This is a genomic window from Vibrio sp. NH-7 (assembly GCF_053643215.1).
The window spans coordinates 1,908,883-1,925,011 of the sequence record NZ_CM132187.1 but is presented as its reverse complement, the minus strand read 5'-3'; the positions used below and the strand labels follow the sequence as shown (position 1 = coordinate 1,925,011).

14 protein-coding genes are annotated in these 16,129 nt (G+C 46.3%); 9 read left to right on the top strand and 5 right to left on the bottom strand.

Annotated features, from left to right (window positions below; translation table 11 throughout):
- Positions 1-5: 5 nt before the first annotated feature.
- Complete coding sequence (locus ACUALS_RS08840; protein WP_454448202.1) at positions 6-572, bottom strand: PilZ domain-containing protein; 567 nt, start codon at positions 570-572, stop codon at positions 6-8.
- Positions 573-737: 165 nt separating this feature from the next.
- Between ACUALS_RS08840 and lolC the strand changes: the two genes are divergently transcribed.
- Genes lolC through lolE form a run of 3 tightly spaced genes read left to right on the top strand, consistent with a single transcriptional unit; the run spans position 738 to position 3,871 of the window.
- Positions 738-1,946, top strand: a complete 1,209-nt coding sequence (gene lolC, locus ACUALS_RS08835; RefSeq protein ID WP_331399664.1) for a lipoprotein-releasing ABC transporter permease subunit LolC — start codon at positions 738-740, stop codon at positions 1,944-1,946.
- Positions 1,939-2,625: a lipoprotein-releasing ABC transporter ATP-binding protein LolD gene (lolD, locus tag ACUALS_RS08830; RefSeq protein ID WP_005474933.1), complete on the top strand. Its 687-nt coding sequence runs from the start codon at positions 1,939-1,941 to the stop codon at positions 2,623-2,625. The genes lolC and lolD overlap by 8 nt, the downstream gene beginning before the upstream one ends.
- Before the next feature lies 1 nt (position 2,626).
- Positions 2,627-3,871, top strand: a complete 1,245-nt coding sequence (lolE, locus tag ACUALS_RS08825) for a lipoprotein-releasing ABC transporter permease subunit LolE (RefSeq protein WP_454448201.1) — start codon at positions 2,627-2,629, stop codon at positions 3,869-3,871.
- Positions 3,872-3,975: 104 nt separating this feature from the next.
- On the opposite strand, the gene ACUALS_RS08820 is transcribed toward lolE, so the two are convergent.
- On the bottom strand, positions 3,976-4,506 hold the full coding sequence (locus ACUALS_RS08820; protein ID WP_005474996.1) for a DUF2062 domain-containing protein: 531 nt from the start codon (positions 4,504-4,506) through the stop codon (positions 3,976-3,978).
- Between the two features lie 104 nt (positions 4,507-4,610).
- Here ACUALS_RS08820 and ACUALS_RS08815 point away from each other — a divergent pair, with 104 nt between their 5' ends.
- The 6 genes from ACUALS_RS08815 (at position 4,611) to ACUALS_RS08790 (ending at position 11,002) form a co-directional block, all read left to right on the top strand.
- Complete coding sequence (locus ACUALS_RS08815) at positions 4,611-6,755, top strand: DNA internalization-related competence protein ComEC/Rec2 (RefSeq protein ID WP_454449245.1); 2,145 nt, start codon at positions 4,611-4,613, stop codon at positions 6,753-6,755.
- A gap of 31 nt (positions 6,756-6,786) precedes the next feature.
- Positions 6,787-8,535, top strand: a complete 1,749-nt coding sequence (gene msbA / locus ACUALS_RS08810; protein WP_454448200.1) for a lipid A ABC transporter ATP-binding protein/permease MsbA — start codon at positions 6,787-6,789, stop codon at positions 8,533-8,535.
- A 3-nt stretch (positions 8,536-8,538) separates the two neighbouring features.
- Complete coding sequence (gene lpxK, locus ACUALS_RS08805) at positions 8,539-9,546, top strand: tetraacyldisaccharide 4'-kinase (RefSeq protein WP_454448199.1); 1,008 nt, start codon at positions 8,539-8,541, stop codon at positions 9,544-9,546.
- Positions 9,527-9,706, top strand: coding sequence for a Trm112 family protein (locus ACUALS_RS08800; RefSeq protein WP_005474972.1), 180 nt, complete (start codon positions 9,527-9,529; stop codon positions 9,704-9,706). The genes lpxK and ACUALS_RS08800 overlap by 20 nt, the downstream gene beginning before the upstream one ends.
- The gene (gene kdsB, locus ACUALS_RS08795; RefSeq protein WP_454448198.1) at positions 9,706-10,458 is read left to right on the top strand and encodes a 3-deoxy-manno-octulosonate cytidylyltransferase; all 753 of its coding nucleotides are present in this window, start codon (positions 9,706-9,708) and stop codon (positions 10,456-10,458) included. The genes ACUALS_RS08800 and kdsB overlap by 1 nt, the downstream gene beginning before the upstream one ends.
- 70 nt (positions 10,459-10,528) lie before the next feature.
- Positions 10,529-11,002, top strand: coding sequence for a GrpB family protein (locus tag ACUALS_RS08790; protein WP_454449244.1), 474 nt, complete (start codon positions 10,529-10,531; stop codon positions 11,000-11,002).
- Positions 11,003-11,038: 36 nt separating this feature from the next.
- Here the strand turns inward: ACUALS_RS08790 and ACUALS_RS08785 are convergent, their stop codons facing one another.
- The 3 genes from ACUALS_RS08785 to ACUALS_RS08775 all read right to left on the bottom strand — a co-directional run bounded on the left by ACUALS_RS08785 (position 11,039) and on the right by ACUALS_RS08775 (position 15,928).
- Positions 11,039-12,577 carry a SpoVR family protein gene (locus tag ACUALS_RS08785; protein WP_038134212.1) on the bottom strand — a complete coding sequence of 513 codons (1,539 nt, stop codon included), beginning with the start codon at positions 12,575-12,577 and terminating at the stop codon, positions 11,039-11,041.
- 8 nt (positions 12,578-12,585) lie between these two features.
- Positions 12,586-13,857 (bottom strand): YeaH/YhbH family protein, encoded by a 1,272-nt coding sequence (locus ACUALS_RS08780; protein ID WP_038134213.1) that lies wholly within the window; start codon positions 13,855-13,857, stop codon positions 12,586-12,588.
- Positions 13,858-13,993: 136 nt separating this feature from the next.
- Positions 13,994-15,928: a PrkA family serine protein kinase gene (locus tag ACUALS_RS08775; protein ID WP_005474957.1), complete on the bottom strand. Its 1,935-nt coding sequence runs from the start codon at positions 15,926-15,928 to the stop codon at positions 13,994-13,996.
- Positions 15,929-16,129: the final 201 nt, after the last annotated feature.

Below are 16,129 nucleotides of genomic sequence, written 5' to 3'. Positions count from 1 at the left end.
TGTGTTTATTTGTCTCGATTCAGTGAACGCTGACGCAGCATTTTTTGCTGCTGATAGAGTGCGGCTTTGATTAATAGATCTTCGTCTATATCACGTAAGCGGTCATATTTAATGGTGACTAAAAACTGCTCATCTTGCGCTTCGCACTCTACAACATGGCCATAACTGTATATCGCTGCGGCAGGATGATCCAAAAATAGCTTGGCTCTCACGGTCTGATCGACGCTCAGTGGCGTGGGAGTGAGATAACGAAATAAGCTCGCGCCAAAGGAGACAGTTTGGTGGCGGTAAGTTTCGTTATCTTGCTGGGAGAGCATAAACGTGAGAAGCAAGTTTAGCTTTGAATTTTGGGTATCGAGAAGTTCGATGACGTGTTTAAAGTCACTGTTGTTTAGCTCAGAACGGGCGCTGTCGTTGAGTAAATCAAGTTGACTGAATTCGCTGGCGACCAAAAACGGCGCGGGAATTTCACTCTCAAATTGTTCATAAGTTGGCAGGGGTTGCCCTTGTGCTAACGGCTCTACGTTAACCGTCATTCGATGATGAACGGTGAAATATTCTTGATCAGGCATTCTGAGTTTCCTTTAACTAACACCTTGATTATCGTCATACCACGCAAGTAATCAAGGTATGTCATTGTTTATCACATATTTTGACGACTTATTAGCAATTAAGGGCTACAACCCAGAGCGATAAATCGGTACATTACCCGCTATCAAACATTATTGGTTTATTTTATGTTTCATCCGGTTTCAGCCTTTATCGGCTTGCGTTACTTAAGAGGGCGCTCCGGCGATAGATTCAGTCGATTTGTTTCTTATATGTCTACGGCGGGCATCACGATCGGTGTGATGTCGTTGGTGACGGTTCTTTCTGTTATGAATGGGTTTGAAGCTCAGCTCAAGAGTCGCATCCTTGGCGTATTGCCGCAAGCCATCGTATCAGAAGTTGATGGTAAGACTCATCGCCAAGGTGTTGCCCCAGAATTTGTCTCTGAGCTCTCTACAGCGGCACATCCAGAGCCGATCGTGCAATCTGAAGCGGTTATCCAAAGCGCTTCGCAACTTAGTGCTGGGCTTTTGATTGGGATTAAACCGAGCGATCATGACCCGATAGAAGACCATATGATTGCAGGCCGACTTGCTGCGATGGAAGCAGGCCAATATCAGCTTTTCATTGGCCACACCTTAGCGCGGTCAATGGACGTCTCCGTCGGAGACAAGGTGCGCTTGATGGTCACCAGTGCTAGTCAGTTTACCCCACTTGGACGAATGCCTAGCCAACGTATTTTTACGATTGCGGGTATATACAACACAGGCTCTGATGTTGATGGGCTATTGATGCTAACTCACATCGATGACGCCGCGAAACTCAATCGAATGAAAAACGACACTATGACTGGCTGGCGTTTGTTCTTCAATGACCCTTTTGTGGTGGCGCAGTTAAGTGATCAACCATTGCCAGAGGGTTGGCAATGGCAAGATTGGCGAGATCAGCGCGGTGAACTTTTCCAAGCCGTGAGAATGGAAAAAAATATGATGGGTTTGATGCTGGGGCTTATTGTTGGCGTTGCCGCGTTCAACATTATCTCGGCGCTGATAATGGTGGTCATGGAGAAACAATCTGAAGTGGCGATACTCAAAACCCAAGGCATGTCGGACAACCAAGTGCTGACCATCTTCATGGTACAAGGTGCAAGTAGTGGCGTGATTGGCGCGCTGTTTGGTGGTGGTCTAGGTGTGCTGCTTGCCTCCAATTTGAACACACTACTGGAGAGCGCAGGGATCGCGCTTTTCTCTGTTGGTGGCGAGTTACCGGTGTTAATCAACCCTTTGCAAATTTCGATCGTTGTCGTGTTGGCGATTGCACTGAGCCTGCTTGCGACATTGTTCCCTTCTTACCGTGCATCTTCTGTTAAACCGGCCGAGGCTTTGAGATATGAGTAACCTTCTTCAGTGTCACAACATTTGTAAAACGTACCGAGAAGGCGCGTTGGATACTCAGGTATTAAAAGGCGTGAGCTTCGAGCTTAAAAAAGGTGAGTTGGCTTCAATCATTGGTTCTTCGGGATCGGGTAAGAGTACGTTACTCCATATATTGGGCGCGCTTGATGATGCAACAGAAGGCAGCGTGAGTTTTCTTGGTCAAGATCTGGCGAATTTGAGTTCAAATAAACAGGCAAAATTGCGTAACCGCCACTTGGGTTTTGTCTATCAGTTTCACCACCTGCTTGCCGATTTCAGTGCCCTTGAAAATGTGGCGATGCCTTTGCTGATTGGCGGCGAAAAAGTCGCTGATGCAAAAGCTAAAGCGCAAGCACTGCTGGAAAAAGTGGGGTTAAGTCATCGAGTTGACCATCGACCTGCCGAGCTTTCTGGCGGTGAGCGTCAGCGTGTTGCAATTGCGAGAGCCTTGGTGAACAGTCCGGATCTTGTTCTTGCCGATGAACCGACGGGTAATTTGGATCATAAAACCGCTCTGTCTATCTATGATTTGATGCGAGAGTTAAATCGAGAGTCTGGGACGGCCTTTTTAGTCGTGACGCATGATGGGGAACTGGCGAGCAAAATGGATCGCCAACTGCATATGCAAGATGGTCTATTGCTCAATGTCGAGGAGGCTTAGTTTGTTCTCTTCTTTATCACTTTTTATTGGTGGCCGATTTAGCCGCGCCAAGCAGCGCAACAAAATGGTGTCGTTCATTTCTTTGTCCTCCACCATCGGTATCACCGTCGGGGTCGCTGTGATCATTATTGGTCTCTCTGCGATGAACGGCTTTGAGCGAGAGCTAAAAGATCGCGTCTTATCGGTGATTTCTCACGGAGAATTTGAAGGGGTTCGCGGGCCGATTCAAGAGTGGAAATCGGTGATTCAACAGTCCCAATTGCACCCTAAAGTGGAAGCGGCGGCGCCGTTCGTGAAGCTAACCGCATTGGCGGAAAAAGGGCAACAGCTTAAAGCGATAGAGGTTCGCGGGGTTGATCCTACACTGGAATCGAAGGTGTCTAATCTTAGTCATTATATTGATTCAGACGTATGGCAGCAGTTTACCCCCGGAAAGAAACAAGTCATTTTGGGTAAGGGTATTGCAGACCTGTTGAACGTGAATGTCGGGGACTTTATGACCCTGATGATCCCAACTAGCGGTGCGACGACCAAAGTGCAAGCCCCAAAACGCGTCCGAGTTCAAGTCGCTGGATTGTTAACGCTCAATGGCCAGATTGACCATAGCTTGGCGTTGGTGCCCCTCGAAGATGCGCAGCTTTACGCCAAATTGGGTTCAGCGGTGTCGGGAGTAGCGCTGAAAGTGACCGATGTGTTAGATGCAACCCAAATTATACGCGAAGTAGGAAATACGTTAGATGAGTACGTTTACCTTCGTAGTTGGCAGCAAAAATATGGATTTCTTTACCGAGATATTCAACTGGTCAGAACCATTATGTATCTAGTGATGGTGCTGGTTATTGGTGTGGCAAGTTTTAATATCGTGTCGACATTAATGATGGCGGTGAAAGATCGTGCCTCAGAGATCGCGATTTTACGCACTATGGGAGCAACAGACGGTTTAGTGAAACGTATCCTTGTCTGGCAGGGGGTATTTTCCGGCGTGTTGGGCAGTATTGTCGGCAGTGTTATTGGCGTATTGATCGCGTTCAATTTGACTGAGTTGATAAAAGGATTAGAGGGCTTGATTGGTCATCAGTTCTTATCGGGAGACATTTACTTTGTCGATTTTTTACCTTCTCAGGTCAATCTTGCCGATGTGATCTTGGTGTCGCTGACCGCCATCGTTCTTAGCCTACTGGCCACTTGGTATCCTGCCTCTCGAGCGAGCAAGTTAAACCCCGCTGCGGTGCTAAGCTCGAAATAATCGTTCTCCAATGAAAAAGGACCATAAAGGTCCTTTTTCATACATATCATTTTTATCAGTTACATCTGGCTTTGTGAGTCGCTGTAAAGTGTTGGTTCGCCACTTTACTTCTTCAACAGCCCACCTAATCTTATTTTTCGCTTCTGCCAGCTTCGGACTACGGAATATCGCCAAAGTGCTTTGATACCGAAAAATCCAACTATCGCCGAGACCACACCGCAAATTAGGCACCCAAGTAGAAACGGGGGACCAATGGTGTTCATTTGGTGGAGAATAAATTCCCAAGACAATTCAAAATGGAACGGTTGAGGTGGAACATGCATCACCCAAGCGCCGACTTTGTAAGCAAAGTAGAAAAGGACCGGCATGGTAATTGGGTTACTGACCCAAACCAGTGCGACCGACAGAGGCAGATTGACACCACACGCAATGGCGAGACCAGCCGACATGATCATTTGGCTAGGAAGCGGAACAAACGCCATAAATAGTCCAACTGCGAACGCGCCTGCCGCTGAACGACGGTTGAGGCACCAAAGATTGGGGTTGTACAGCACGTTGCCAAAGATTTTGAGTGCTTTTTGACGCTTAATGACTTCGTGGTCTGGCATAAAGCGTTTGATGAACTTTCTTGGCATTGGGGACTATGACTCTCTACTTAAATTACTGGACGCTTGCTTCGTACTCTTTGGTTATCGTCTCCGCCATGTATTGGACGAGGATGCCAAGCTGGTATTGGGTATTGCCGTGTATTGGCTTGATTGCCTTATCGCTGTGCAATCGAAAATATTCCTTTTTATTCGGATTATCTCTTGCCTGCTTGGTGGTGCTGATACACGGAAATCTTGTCCGCCATAATACCGATGAGCTTTTTAAAGCAGGTTCGGATATTACCATAAATGCACAGGTTGACAGCTTTTTTAAACAAATAAGTCACGGCTTTCACGGAACAGCAGTGGTTAGATCAATTAATGGCGAAAAGTTGTTCGCCTATGAGCAGCCAACGGTTTGGGTTACGTCGCCAATTGCATTAAGTTTAGGTCAGGTTATTAGTAGCAAAGTATCCTTGCAGCCTATATCCGGGCAATTTAATGAAACGGGTTTTGATAAAGAGCGCTACGCGTACGCTCAGGGCATCCTTGGTCACGCTAAGATAAAAAACAGCTCGAGCTTTTGGGTTATCGATAAAGGCTCGTTGAGGGAAAGGCTGTTTCAGACGATCTCGGCTCATACACTCTCTACTGTCAATCAAGGTCTGATCCTTGCTCTTCTTTTTGGCTCCCGCGATAAAATTCCTGACAGTGTTAATCAACAACTGCAGCACAGTGGGTTAAGTCATCTGGTTGCGATATCTGGTCTACATATAGGGATCATGTTTTCATTTGGTTGGGCCGTTGGTCGCCTACTATTAGTTGCTTCGCCGAAAATGACCAACGCGCCTATTTTTATAGGGGCGGTGATTGCATTTGGTTATGCCTACCTTGCTGGATTCTCGATTCCAACGGTAAGAGCTTTGATCATGTGTTTATTGATGTGCAGTCAGGTTTTAATTCGAACACACCTTTCTAAACTCAGCCGATGGTTAATCGTCTTGGCGTTTTTATTAACGCTGTGGCCTCAGTCTGCTCTGGACCCAAGCCTTTGGTTATCAATGTATGCCGTGGCTGCGATACTACTGTTTCTCTCTATTCGTTCGACCTATCACCACGGTGTTGTGAACAATGTACTGATGCAGACCTTCATCGTGATATGCATGAGCCTTCCTGTTGCGGTGGTATTTGGAGGAATAAGCATCAGCGCAATTGGGTGCAATTTAGTCTTTGTCCCATGGTTTTCGTTTGTCGTCATGCCAGCCACGTTCATCGCCGCAGTGGTCTCATTGTTTGGTTACGTTGACGCTACGATTTGGGGAATGGTTGATTGGGCGTTATCCGTCGTCGTGGTGTCAAGCGCATGGGCGGGAGATTCCTGGTTTTCTCTGTCCAGCCAAGAGGTCACTATCCTAATAGTGTTGGCGTGTTTTATTTTTATGCTCCCTTGGTTGAGTCGTTTTGGGATCGTACTTGTTGCGCTCACTTTCGTTTTATTCGCCGTGTCTTGGCGTCCGAAGCCTGATTGGCAGTTGAACATTCTCGATGTGGGTCATGGGCTGGCGATTTTGGCCGTGCAGGGAGAGCGAGCACTACTTTATGACACCGGCGCCGCATGGCAACAGTCAAACTATGCTGAGCAGTTGATTACGCCACTGATGGAAGCCAAAGGGATTGAGGTGCTGGACATTGTTGTGCTCAGTCATTTTGACAATGACCACGCAGGTGGGATAGGGGAGATTCTCCAACGTTGGCAACCGGAGCGGGTAATTGCAAGTCAGCCATTGAGTAATAGTCTCAACTGCATAGTGGGAGAAACGTGGCAATGGGGGGAGTTAGAGATACAAGCGCTCTGGCCTCCCAAAATTGTCGAACGAGCTTACAATCCGCACTCTTGTGTTATCAAGTTGACTCATAAAGTGAGCAAACAAAGTGTGTTGCTTACTGGTGATATAGAGCGAATTGCTGAGTGGATGTTGATTAGAAAACCTGACGCGCTCGCGTCCAATATCGTGATTGTTCCTCATCACGGCAGTAAAACATCGTCAACGGACTCTTTTATTCAAGCAGCGAATCCTGATTTGGCTATCGCCTCTACCTCGTATCGTGGACGCTGGAATTTACCCAATCAAGAAGTGGTGGAACGCTACCGAAAACAAGGTGCGGATTGGATAGATACCGGAAACTCTGGTCAAGTGGTGATTGATTTTTATCCAAGTGGACGTAATGTCGTCCACTTGAGGGAGAGTAAAGGCCAAGCTTGGTATAGGCAGATGCTACGCAAGGGAGTAGAATAGGAAGATTATTGTAAGAAAAATAAGCCGTTTTATGTCAATCGATAAAGATGAAACTACGTGGAATACCTTTAAGCGCCTATGGACTTATATTCGCTTATACAAAAAGGGCCTCGTTGTTGCTGTTATAGCATTAGTGTTGAATGCTGTTGCTGATACTTATATGGTTTCTTTGCTAAAGCCTTTATTAGATGAAGGTTTTGGTAACGCAGAGTCTAATTTCCTTAAAATCCTTCCACTTATCATCCTCGGTGTGATGTTTGCACGAGGCGTGACTAGTTTTGTTTCAACCTACTGTTTGAGCTGGGTGTCTGGCAACGTTGTCATGCAGATGCGGCGAATGATATTCAATCACTTCATGCACATGCCGGTGAGTTACTTTGATAAAGAAACCCCCGGGGCTTTGTTATCACGCATTACCTATGATTCTGAGCAAGTATCAGCAGCAACCAGTAAAGCGTTAGTGAGTATTGTCCGTGAAGGGGCAAGTATCATCGGCCTATTGGTTTTAATGTTCTGGAACAGTTGGCAGTTGTCTTTAGTGCTGCTCGTTGTTGCACCGATCGTGGCTTGGGTGATTGGTATTGTTTCGAAGCGTTATCGTCGAATCAGTAAGAACATGCAAACGGCGATGGGTAAGGTCGCAGCGTCTGCAGAACAGATGCTGAAAGGTCACAAGGTTGTGTTGAGCTATGGTGGTCATGAAATTGAGCGTGAGCGCTTCAATAAGGTGAGTAACCAAATGCGACAACAGTCAATGAAGTTTGTGACTGCGCATGCGATTGCGAACCCAGTGACTCAAATGATCGCATCTCTCGCCTTGGTTGCTGTGCTTTTCCTTGCAAGTTTCGATGAGATCCGTAACCAACTCACACCAGGTACATTCACGGTAATTTTCTCTGCGATGTTCGGCTTGATGCGCCCTCTGAAAGCAATCACCAATGTGGTTTCACAGTTTCAGCGCGGTATGGCAGCGAGCCAGACGTTATTTGCCTTGATGGATATGGACACCGAGGTTGATAAGGGTCAGTACGAAGCCACTAAAGTTCGCGGCGACGTTGAAGTTAAAGATGTGACCTTTACATATCTCGGTAAAGAGAAGCCCGCGTTAAATCATGTCAGCTTTAAGATTCCACAGGGCAAGACCGTAGCACTTGTTGGGCGATCGGGTTCGGGTAAGAGTACCATCGCCAACTTGTTTACTCGGTTCTATGACTATGACTCTGGCAGTATTTTGCTTGATGGTCATGACATTCGTGACTACACACTCAGTAACTTGCGTTCCCATTTCGCACTCGTGTCACAAAACGTCCACCTATTCAACGATACCATCGCCAATAATATCGCGTATGCGACAAACGGAGAGTATAGCCGCGAGCAAATTGAGCACGCAGCAAAACTTGCGCACGCGATGGACTTCATTGATAAGCTCGATGAAGGTTTGGATACTATGGTCGGCGAGAATGGTGCAAGCCTTTCTGGTGGTCAACGTCAACGTATTGCGATTGCACGTGCCTTGCTACGAGATGCTCCAGTTCTGATTCTTGACGAAGCAACCTCGGCCTTGGATACCGAGTCTGAAAAAGCGATTCAATCAGCATTGGATGAGTTGCAAAAGAACAAGACGGTTCTCGTTATTGCCCACCGATTGTCGACTATCGAGAAAGCGGATGAAATCCTAGTGGTTGATGAAGGCGAAATCGTAGAACGTGGTGATCATCAGACGCTCATCGAAAAGGATGGGGCGTACGCTCAACTGCATAGAATTCAGTTTGGTGGTTAACCAGTGATTGAAAAAATCTGGTTTGAGAATCACCCGATCAAGTATTTACTCTGGCCATTGTTATGGCCATTGAGCTTGCTGTTTTCTGCAATTAGTGGTGCGAGAAGGTCCAAATTTGAGTCAGGTCAAAAGCCAAGTTATCGTGCACCTGTTCCTGTCGTTGTTGTGGGCAACATAACCGCTGGTGGTAATGGTAAAACACCGGTGGTTATTTGGTTGGTTGAGCAACTGCAAGCTATGGGATTCCAGCCTGGTGTTGTCTCACGCGGATATGGGGCGAAAGCTCCCCATTATCCTTTGGTTGTTGATGATGCCACTTCTACACGACACTGTGGGGATGAGCCGAAGCTTATCCAGAAACGGACAGGAACGCCGGTTGCTGTCTCACCTGTGCGAAGTGATGCTGTCAAAGCGCTGTTGCCATTAGGGGTCGATATCATTATCACGGATGATGGGCTTCAACATTATGCACTGCAACGCGATATAGAGATTGTGGTTGTGGATGGGAAGCGCCGTTTTGGTAATGAATCTTTGATTCCCTTAGGGCCGCTAAGAGAAGGCACCGAACGCCTCAAGCAAGTCGATTTTATCATCACGAATGGCGGTGAAGCCAAGTATGGTGAGATATCGATGACGCTTGAACCAGCGAATGCCGTCAACCTAAATAGCGGCCAAAGTGAGCAAGTCGCAGCGCTAGACAAGCTGGTTGCAATGGCGGGAATTGGTCACCCTCCTAGGTTTTTTACTACGCTAAAGCAACTTGATGCAAAACTTGTCTACACGCAAGGATTTGCGGATCATAAAGATTTTGAACAGTCAGAGTTAGATGCTCTCGCCAACCGAGGCGATCATCTTATAATGACAGAAAAAGATGCAGTAAAATGCGCCCACTATGCGAAAGAAAATTGGTGGTACTTACCCGTAACCGCCTGTTTCTCTTCCGCAGACAGGAGTCGCATTTTGAATAAAATAAAAGAGGTTAAGGAAACGTATGGATCACCGTCTGCTTGAAATCGTGGCATGTCCAGTATGTAAAGGTAAGTTAACTTTTGATAAGGACAAGCAAGAGTTGATCTGTAAGCTGGACCGCTTAGCTTACCCTATTAAAGAAGGGATTCCTGTGTTACTTGAGCCAGAGGCTCGTCAAATGAGTATGGATGAGGGGCGTTAATGTCGTTTACTGTCGTCATTCCTGCGCGTTATCAATCGACGCGCTTACCAGGTAAACCACTGGCAGATATCGGCGGGAAACCAATGATCCAGTGGGTGTATGAGCAGGCTATTCAAGCGGGTGCTGAGAACGTTATTATTGCGACGGACGATAAGCGCGTCGAGAGTGCAGTTCAAGGGTTTGGCGGCCAAGTTTGCATGACATCGCCGAATCACGAATCCGGCACTGAACGCTTAGCGGAAGTTGTCGAGCTAATGGCGATTCCTGATGATCACATCGTTGTGAATGTCCAAGGTGATGAGCCTCTAATCCCACCGAGCATTATTCGTCAGGTGGCTGATAATTTGGCCAACTGCAGCGCGCCTATGGCAACACTGGCGGTTGAAATTGAAGATGAGGCAGAAGTCTTTAACCCCAATGCAGTCAAGGTTCTGACGGATAAAGATGGCTATGCCATGTACTTTAGTCGAGCCACGATTCCTTGGGATCGCGATAGCTTTGCCGCTGAAAATAAAGTGATTAAGCAGCCGCTCATGCGTCACATTGGAATCTACGCGTACCGAGCCGGGTTTATTAATACCTACATCAATTGGCAGCCGACAGCGCTTGAAAAAATTGAGTGCTTAGAGCAACTGCGTGTTCTTTGGTATGGTGTAAAAATCCATGTCGAAGTTGCGAAGGAATCGCCGGCTGCTGGCGTTGACACCCCAGAAGACTTGGAAGTGGTGAGAGAACTCATCGCTCGTCGATAGTAGTCAGAATTAAGAAAGCGTCTGTTGATATTCATCAGGCGCTTTTTGCTTATCAAGGGTCGATAAAATGATGAAGTTTTTGCCTCCTGAAGCCTATCAAAGTCACTGTGAAGCAATGTACCAAGCCTACAGGTCTAAAATTAAAACTCTGCTACCTAATGCGCGAGTAGAGCACGTTGGGGCATCATCGATTCCACAGGCGGTCTCTAAAGGAGATCTGGACATTTTTGTTGGTGTCGACAAACAGGAACTGGAGCGTTCAGTTACTGCGCTGAAACAGCTTGGGTTTGAGGAGAAACGAGACACACTCCGTACTCATCAACTTTGCATGTTGGAATCAACAAACGAGCAAGACGTTGCCTTACAAGTGGTCGAGTTAGGGTCTGAGTTGGAATGCTTTCTAACCTTTCGAGACAAATTGAGAGAAAATTCTTCGTTGGTAGCTGAATACAATTCTTTAAAACGCGAGTGTGAAGGGTTGGAAGCAAACGCTTATCGAGATAAAAAATCGGCCTTTATCGAAGGTGTACTTTCCAGCCAATAAAAAAGGCCGTCGCCGGCCTTTAGTCATGGAGATTGATTAAATCTTCGCGTCATAATCATTACGTTTAGGGCAAGTGCTGAGAATTTCTCGTCTCCCGGTCTCTTTTACCTCTTCCAAAATAATGTCAAAGCCCCATAGTCGATACAGGTGTTTGAGCACTTCATCGTAGCTCTCATCTAGAGGAATGCGATCGTGTGGCACATATTGGAGCGTTAAGGAGCGGTCGCCTCGCACATCAACGTTAAACACTTGGATATTCGGCTCTAGATTGCTCAGGTTGTACTGAGCGGCGAGTTTCTCGCGGATCGCGCGGTAGCCCGAGTCGTTATGAATCGCAGCGACCTCGATATAGTTCTTGCGATCATCATCGACGATGGCAAACAGCTTAAAATCTCGCATCAGCTTCGGAGACAGATATTGACTGATGAAGCTCTCATCTTTGAAGTTTTGCATTGCAAAGTGAACAGCATCTAACCAGTCTGTCCCAGCCAATTCAGGGAACCACTCTCTGTCTTCGTCGGTTGGCTCTTCACAAATTCGTCGAATATCCCTAAACATGGCGAAGCCCAAAGCATAAGGGTTAATACCACTGAAGTACGGGCTATTGTATGGAGGCTGAGCAACCACACCAGTATGGCTGTGAAGAAACTCTAAGATAAATCTATCCGTCACTAATCCTTCGTCATAGAGATGATTGAGGATGGTGTAGTGCCAAAACGTCGCCCAGCCTTCGTTCATCACCTGAGTTTGTTTCTGTGGATAGAAGTATTGGCTTATCTTGCGCACAATACGCACAATCTCGCGCTGCCAAGATTCAAGCAGTGGCGCATGTTTCTCGATAAAGTAGAGAATGTTCTCTTGAGGCTCACTTGGGAAACGAACCTTTTGATCTTCTTGCTCGACCGTCGATTTTGGTACCGTGCGCCAAAGATCATTCACTTGAGATTGCAAATACGCTTCGCGTTCTTCTTGTCGAGATTTCTCCTCTGCGATTGAGATCTTTTCAGGTCGCTTGTAACGATCGACACCAAAATTCATCAGCGCATGGCAAGAATCGAGTAACTCTTCGACCTCTTTCTCTCCATATTTTTGCTCACACTCAGCAATGTACTTTTTGGCGAACAGAAGGTAATCGATAATTGAGCTGGCATCAGTCCAAGTTTGGAAAAGGTAATTGCCTTTGAAGAATGAATTGTGGCCGTAGCAAGCGTGTGCCATGACAAGCGCTTGCATGGTCACGGTGTTTTCTTCCATCAGGTAGGCAATACAAGGATTGGAATTAATGACGATTTCATACGCAAGACCCATCTGACCATGTTTGTAGCCTTGCTCCGTTTGAATGAACTTCTTACCAAATGACCAATGGTTGTAGTTGATTGGCATACCAATACTTGAGTACGCATCCATCATTTGTTCAGAAGTGATGACTTCAATTTGGTTCGGGTATGCGTCAAGCCTGTAATGATCCGCAACACGTTTTATCTCTTTGTGGTAGCGGTCAAGTAATTCAAACGTCCAATCTGGGCCGTCAGGCAGCGCTTTGCTTTTTGTTGGCTTTTTTGTCTTGGTAGTCATATTGCCCCCTAAGCGGTCTCTTTTTGGAACAGCTCGCGGAATACAGGGAAAATGTCCTCAACCGCACGAATGTTTTTCATCGCGAAATTCGGAAAGTCTCCTGCGAGTTTTTCATACTCATGCCACAAGGTTTGATGCGAGCGTCGAGTAATTTCGATGTACGAGTAGTATTGACAGTTAGGTAGTAGTTTTTTCGTCAGCAGTTCACGACAGCGAGGCGAATCGTCCGCCCAGTTATCGCCATCTGAGGCTTGCGCGGCATAAATGTTCCATTCACCGACAGGGAAGCGTTCAGCGACGATCTCGTTCATCAACTTAAGTGCACTGGAGACAATGGTTCCCCCTGTCTCTTGCGAATAAAAGAACTCATGTTCATCGACTTCTTTCGCTTGTGTATGGTGGCGGATGAAAACCACTTCGACATTTTCGTAGGTTCGGGTGAGGAATAGATAAAGCAGTACGTAAAACCGTTTTGCGATGTCTTTTGTTGCTTGGTCCATTGAACCCGATACGTCCATTAAGCAGAACATGACCGCTTGGCTAGATGGAATTGGTCTTCGCTCATAGTTCTTAAAGCGCAGATCGAAGGTATCAATAAAGGGCACTGTATCGATTTTGTGTCGCAGCGCTTTGATTTCGTCTTGTAAACGTTGCTCTTCTAGAAGTTGAGCGGGTTCGCTCATTTTGACTTTATCGAGTTCTTCTTCCAACTCTCTGAGCATTCTTCGCTTACCAGCTGTCATTGCGGTTCGACGCGCTAGGGATTGCTGAAGTGATTTTACGATCGCAATATTGGCTGGAACACCTGCGGTTTGGTAACCCGCTCGGTGCGTTTTCCATTCGGTAATTTTTGCGATTTGATTCTTTTCTAGGTTAGGTAATTCGAGGTCTTCAAAGAGAATATCTAGGTACTCATCCTTAGATATTTGAAATACAAATTCATCTTGCCCCTCGCCATCGGGGCTAGCCTCGCCTTCGCCCGAACCTCCTCCTTGACCACCTCCTTTTGGACGTTCAATTTTATCACCGGTAATGAACTGATCATTGCCGGGATGAACGCGCTCTTTTAACCCGCCTTTACCTTGATGAAACACGGGTTCTTTGATGTCTTTGTGAGGAATAGAGACGTCTTCGCCGGTCTCTGTATTGGTAATGGAGCGGCGATTCACCGCGTCTGCAACAGATTCTTTAATCTGCTCTTTATGTCGGCGTAAAAAGCGCTGGCGGTTTACAGCACTTTTATTCTTGCCGTTCAGTCTTCGGTCAATAAATTGCGCCATGAGTCACCCCTTATCTGCACCGTGAAACAATAAGCTTCAACGAATCTATCTTGCATCCAAATGCCTGCCAGATGTTGTCTGGCAGGTAAGTCATTGGCATCCTTCAATTGGTGAAGGATTTGGCTGCATCGTTGTTTTAAGAAGACTTACGTACGCGCAAGTACCACTCAGACAACAGACGCACTTGTTTCTCGGTATACCCTTTCTCCATCATACGAGCGACAAAGTCGTCGTGTTTCTTTTGATCTTCAGACGAAGTTTTGGCGTTAAAGGAAATCACTGGCAATAGCTCTTCAGTGTTAGAGAACATCTTCTTCTCGATAACCGTGCGTAGTTTCTCGTAGCTAGTCCAAACAGGATTTTGACCGTTGTTGTTAGCGCGAGCACGGAGCACAAAGTTGACGATTTCATTTCGGAAATCCTTAGGATTGCTGATTCCCGCGGTTTTTTCGATTTTCTCTAACTCATTGTTCAACGCAGAGCGATCAAATAGCTGGCCTGTTTCTGGATCACGGTATTCTTGGTCTTGAATCCAGAAATCTGCATAGGTGACGTAACGATCAAAGATGTTTTGTCCGTACTCAGAGTATGACTCTAAGTAGGCCGTTTGAATCTCTTTACCGATGAATTCGACATAGCGAGGCACTAAGTAACCTTTCAAGAATTCTAGGTATTTCTCAGCCGTTTCTTGAGGGAACTGTTCACGCTCAATTTGCTGTTCGATGACGTAGAAAAGATGAACAGGGTTAGCAGCGACTTCGGTTTGGTCGAAGTTGAATACGCGAGAAAGAATCTTAAACGCGAAACGGGTAGAGAGACCAGACATGCCCTCATCAACGCCAGCGAAGTCTCGGTACTCTTGGTAGCTTTTCGCTTTAGGGTCGGTGTCTTTTAGTGTTTCACCATCGTAAACACGCATCTTCGAGAAGATGGATGAGTTTTCAGGTTCTTTTAGGCGCGACAAGATACTGAATTGAGACAGAAGCTCGAGCGTGCTAGGGGAGCAAGGCGCTTTGGACAGCTCTGAGTGGTCGAGCAATTTCTGGTAAATTTTTACTTCTTCAGAAACGCGTAGACAGTAAGGCACTTTTACGATGTAAACACGGTCTAGGAAGGCTTCGTTATTCTTATTGTTGCGGAAAGTTTGCCATTCGGATTCGTTAGAGTGCGCTAAAATCATACCATCAAACGGTAGGGCAGAGAGACCTTCGGTCCCGTTGTAGTTGCCTTCTTGCGTAGCCGTAAGTAGAGGGTGTAGCACCTTGATAGGCGCTTTAAACATCTCGACAAACTCCATTAAGCCTTGGTTAGCTCGACACAGCGCACCTGAGTAGCTGTAGGCATCTGGGTCATCTTGCGAGAAATGCTCCAGTTGGCGAATGTCCACTTTACCTACCAATGAAGAGATGTCTTGGTTGTTTTCATCGCCGGGCTCTGTTTTCGCAATTGCAAGTTGGTCAAGGATCGAAGGACGTACTTTCACCACCTTGAATTTCGAGATGTCACCACCGAATTCATGAAGACGTTTCGCTGCCCAAGGTGACATGATTGAGCGTAGGTAACGTTTTTCGATGCCGTACTCTTGTTTCAACAGTTCGCCGTCTTCGTTTACGTCAAACAGACAGAATGGATGGTCATTGACGGGGCTGCGTTCCCCATTTGCAGAAAGCACATAGATAGGGACTTGTTGCATCAAGGCTTTGAGTTTTTCGGCAAGTGACGATTTACCACCGCCCACAGGGCCCAATAGGTAGAGAATTTGTTTGCGTTCTTCTAGGCCTTGCGCCGCATGTTTTAGGTAGGAGACGATTTGTTCGATCGCTTCTTCCATACCATAGAAATCTTTGAATGTGTCGTAGCGTGAGATGACGCGGTTGGAGAAAATACGACTAAGTTGAGGATCTTGGGCGGTATCGATGATCTCTGGTTCGCCAATCGCCATCAACAGTCGCTCTGCTGCGTTAGCGTAAGCGCTTTTGTCATCTTTACATAGGCTAAGAAAATCTTGTAGGGACAATTGTTCATCCTTGGAAGCTTCATAGCGTGCTTGGAAATGGTCGAAAATACTCATAATGAATTCCCCTTTGAACCTGTCAAATTGACAATAAACCCGCATAGAAAAGCAAAATCCTTTCTAATTTAAGCCTAGTTGCTTTTTAGAATTTTGCTTAAAAAATATGTGTTTAATTGCAAATTGTGATGAAAAGCAAAATGCAGTTGCGTCTCTCTACATTACTGAGATTACTTACGTATAAAGTAGCCAAATATGTCA

Coding starts and splice junctions, on each gene's coding strand:
- lolC (WP_331399664.1), top strand. CDS start 738: ATGTTTCATCCGGTTTCAGCCTTTATCGGCTTGCGTTACTTAAGAGGG.
- lolD (WP_005474933.1), top strand. CDS start 1,939: ATGAGTAACCTTCTTCAGTGTCACAACATTTGTAAAACGTACCGAGAA.
- kdsB (WP_454448198.1), top strand. CDS start 9,706: ATGTCGTTTACTGTCGTCATTCCTGCGCGTTATCAATCGACGCGCTTA.
- ACUALS_RS08790 (WP_454449244.1), top strand. CDS start 10,529: ATGAAGTTTTTGCCTCCTGAAGCCTATCAAAGTCACTGTGAAGCAATG.
- ACUALS_RS08780 (WP_038134213.1), bottom strand. CDS start 13,857: ATGGCGCAATTTATTGACCGAAGACTGAACGGCAAGAATAAAAGTGCT.
- msbA (WP_454448200.1), top strand. CDS start 6,787: ATGTCAATCGATAAAGATGAAACTACGTGGAATACCTTTAAGCGCCTA.
- ACUALS_RS08820 (WP_005474996.1), bottom strand. CDS start 4,506: ATGCCAAGAAAGTTCATCAAACGCTTTATGCCAGACCACGAAGTCATT.
- ACUALS_RS08800 (WP_005474972.1), top strand. CDS start 9,527: ATGGATCACCGTCTGCTTGAAATCGTGGCATGTCCAGTATGTAAAGGT.
- ACUALS_RS08840 (WP_454448202.1), bottom strand. CDS start 572: ATGCCTGATCAAGAATATTTCACCGTTCATCATCGAATGACGGTTAAC.
- ACUALS_RS08785 (WP_038134212.1), bottom strand. CDS start 12,577: ATGACTACCAAGACAAAAAAGCCAACAAAAAGCAAAGCGCTGCCTGAC.
- ACUALS_RS08775 (WP_005474957.1), bottom strand. CDS start 15,928: ATGAGTATTTTCGACCATTTCCAAGCACGCTATGAAGCTTCCAAGGAT.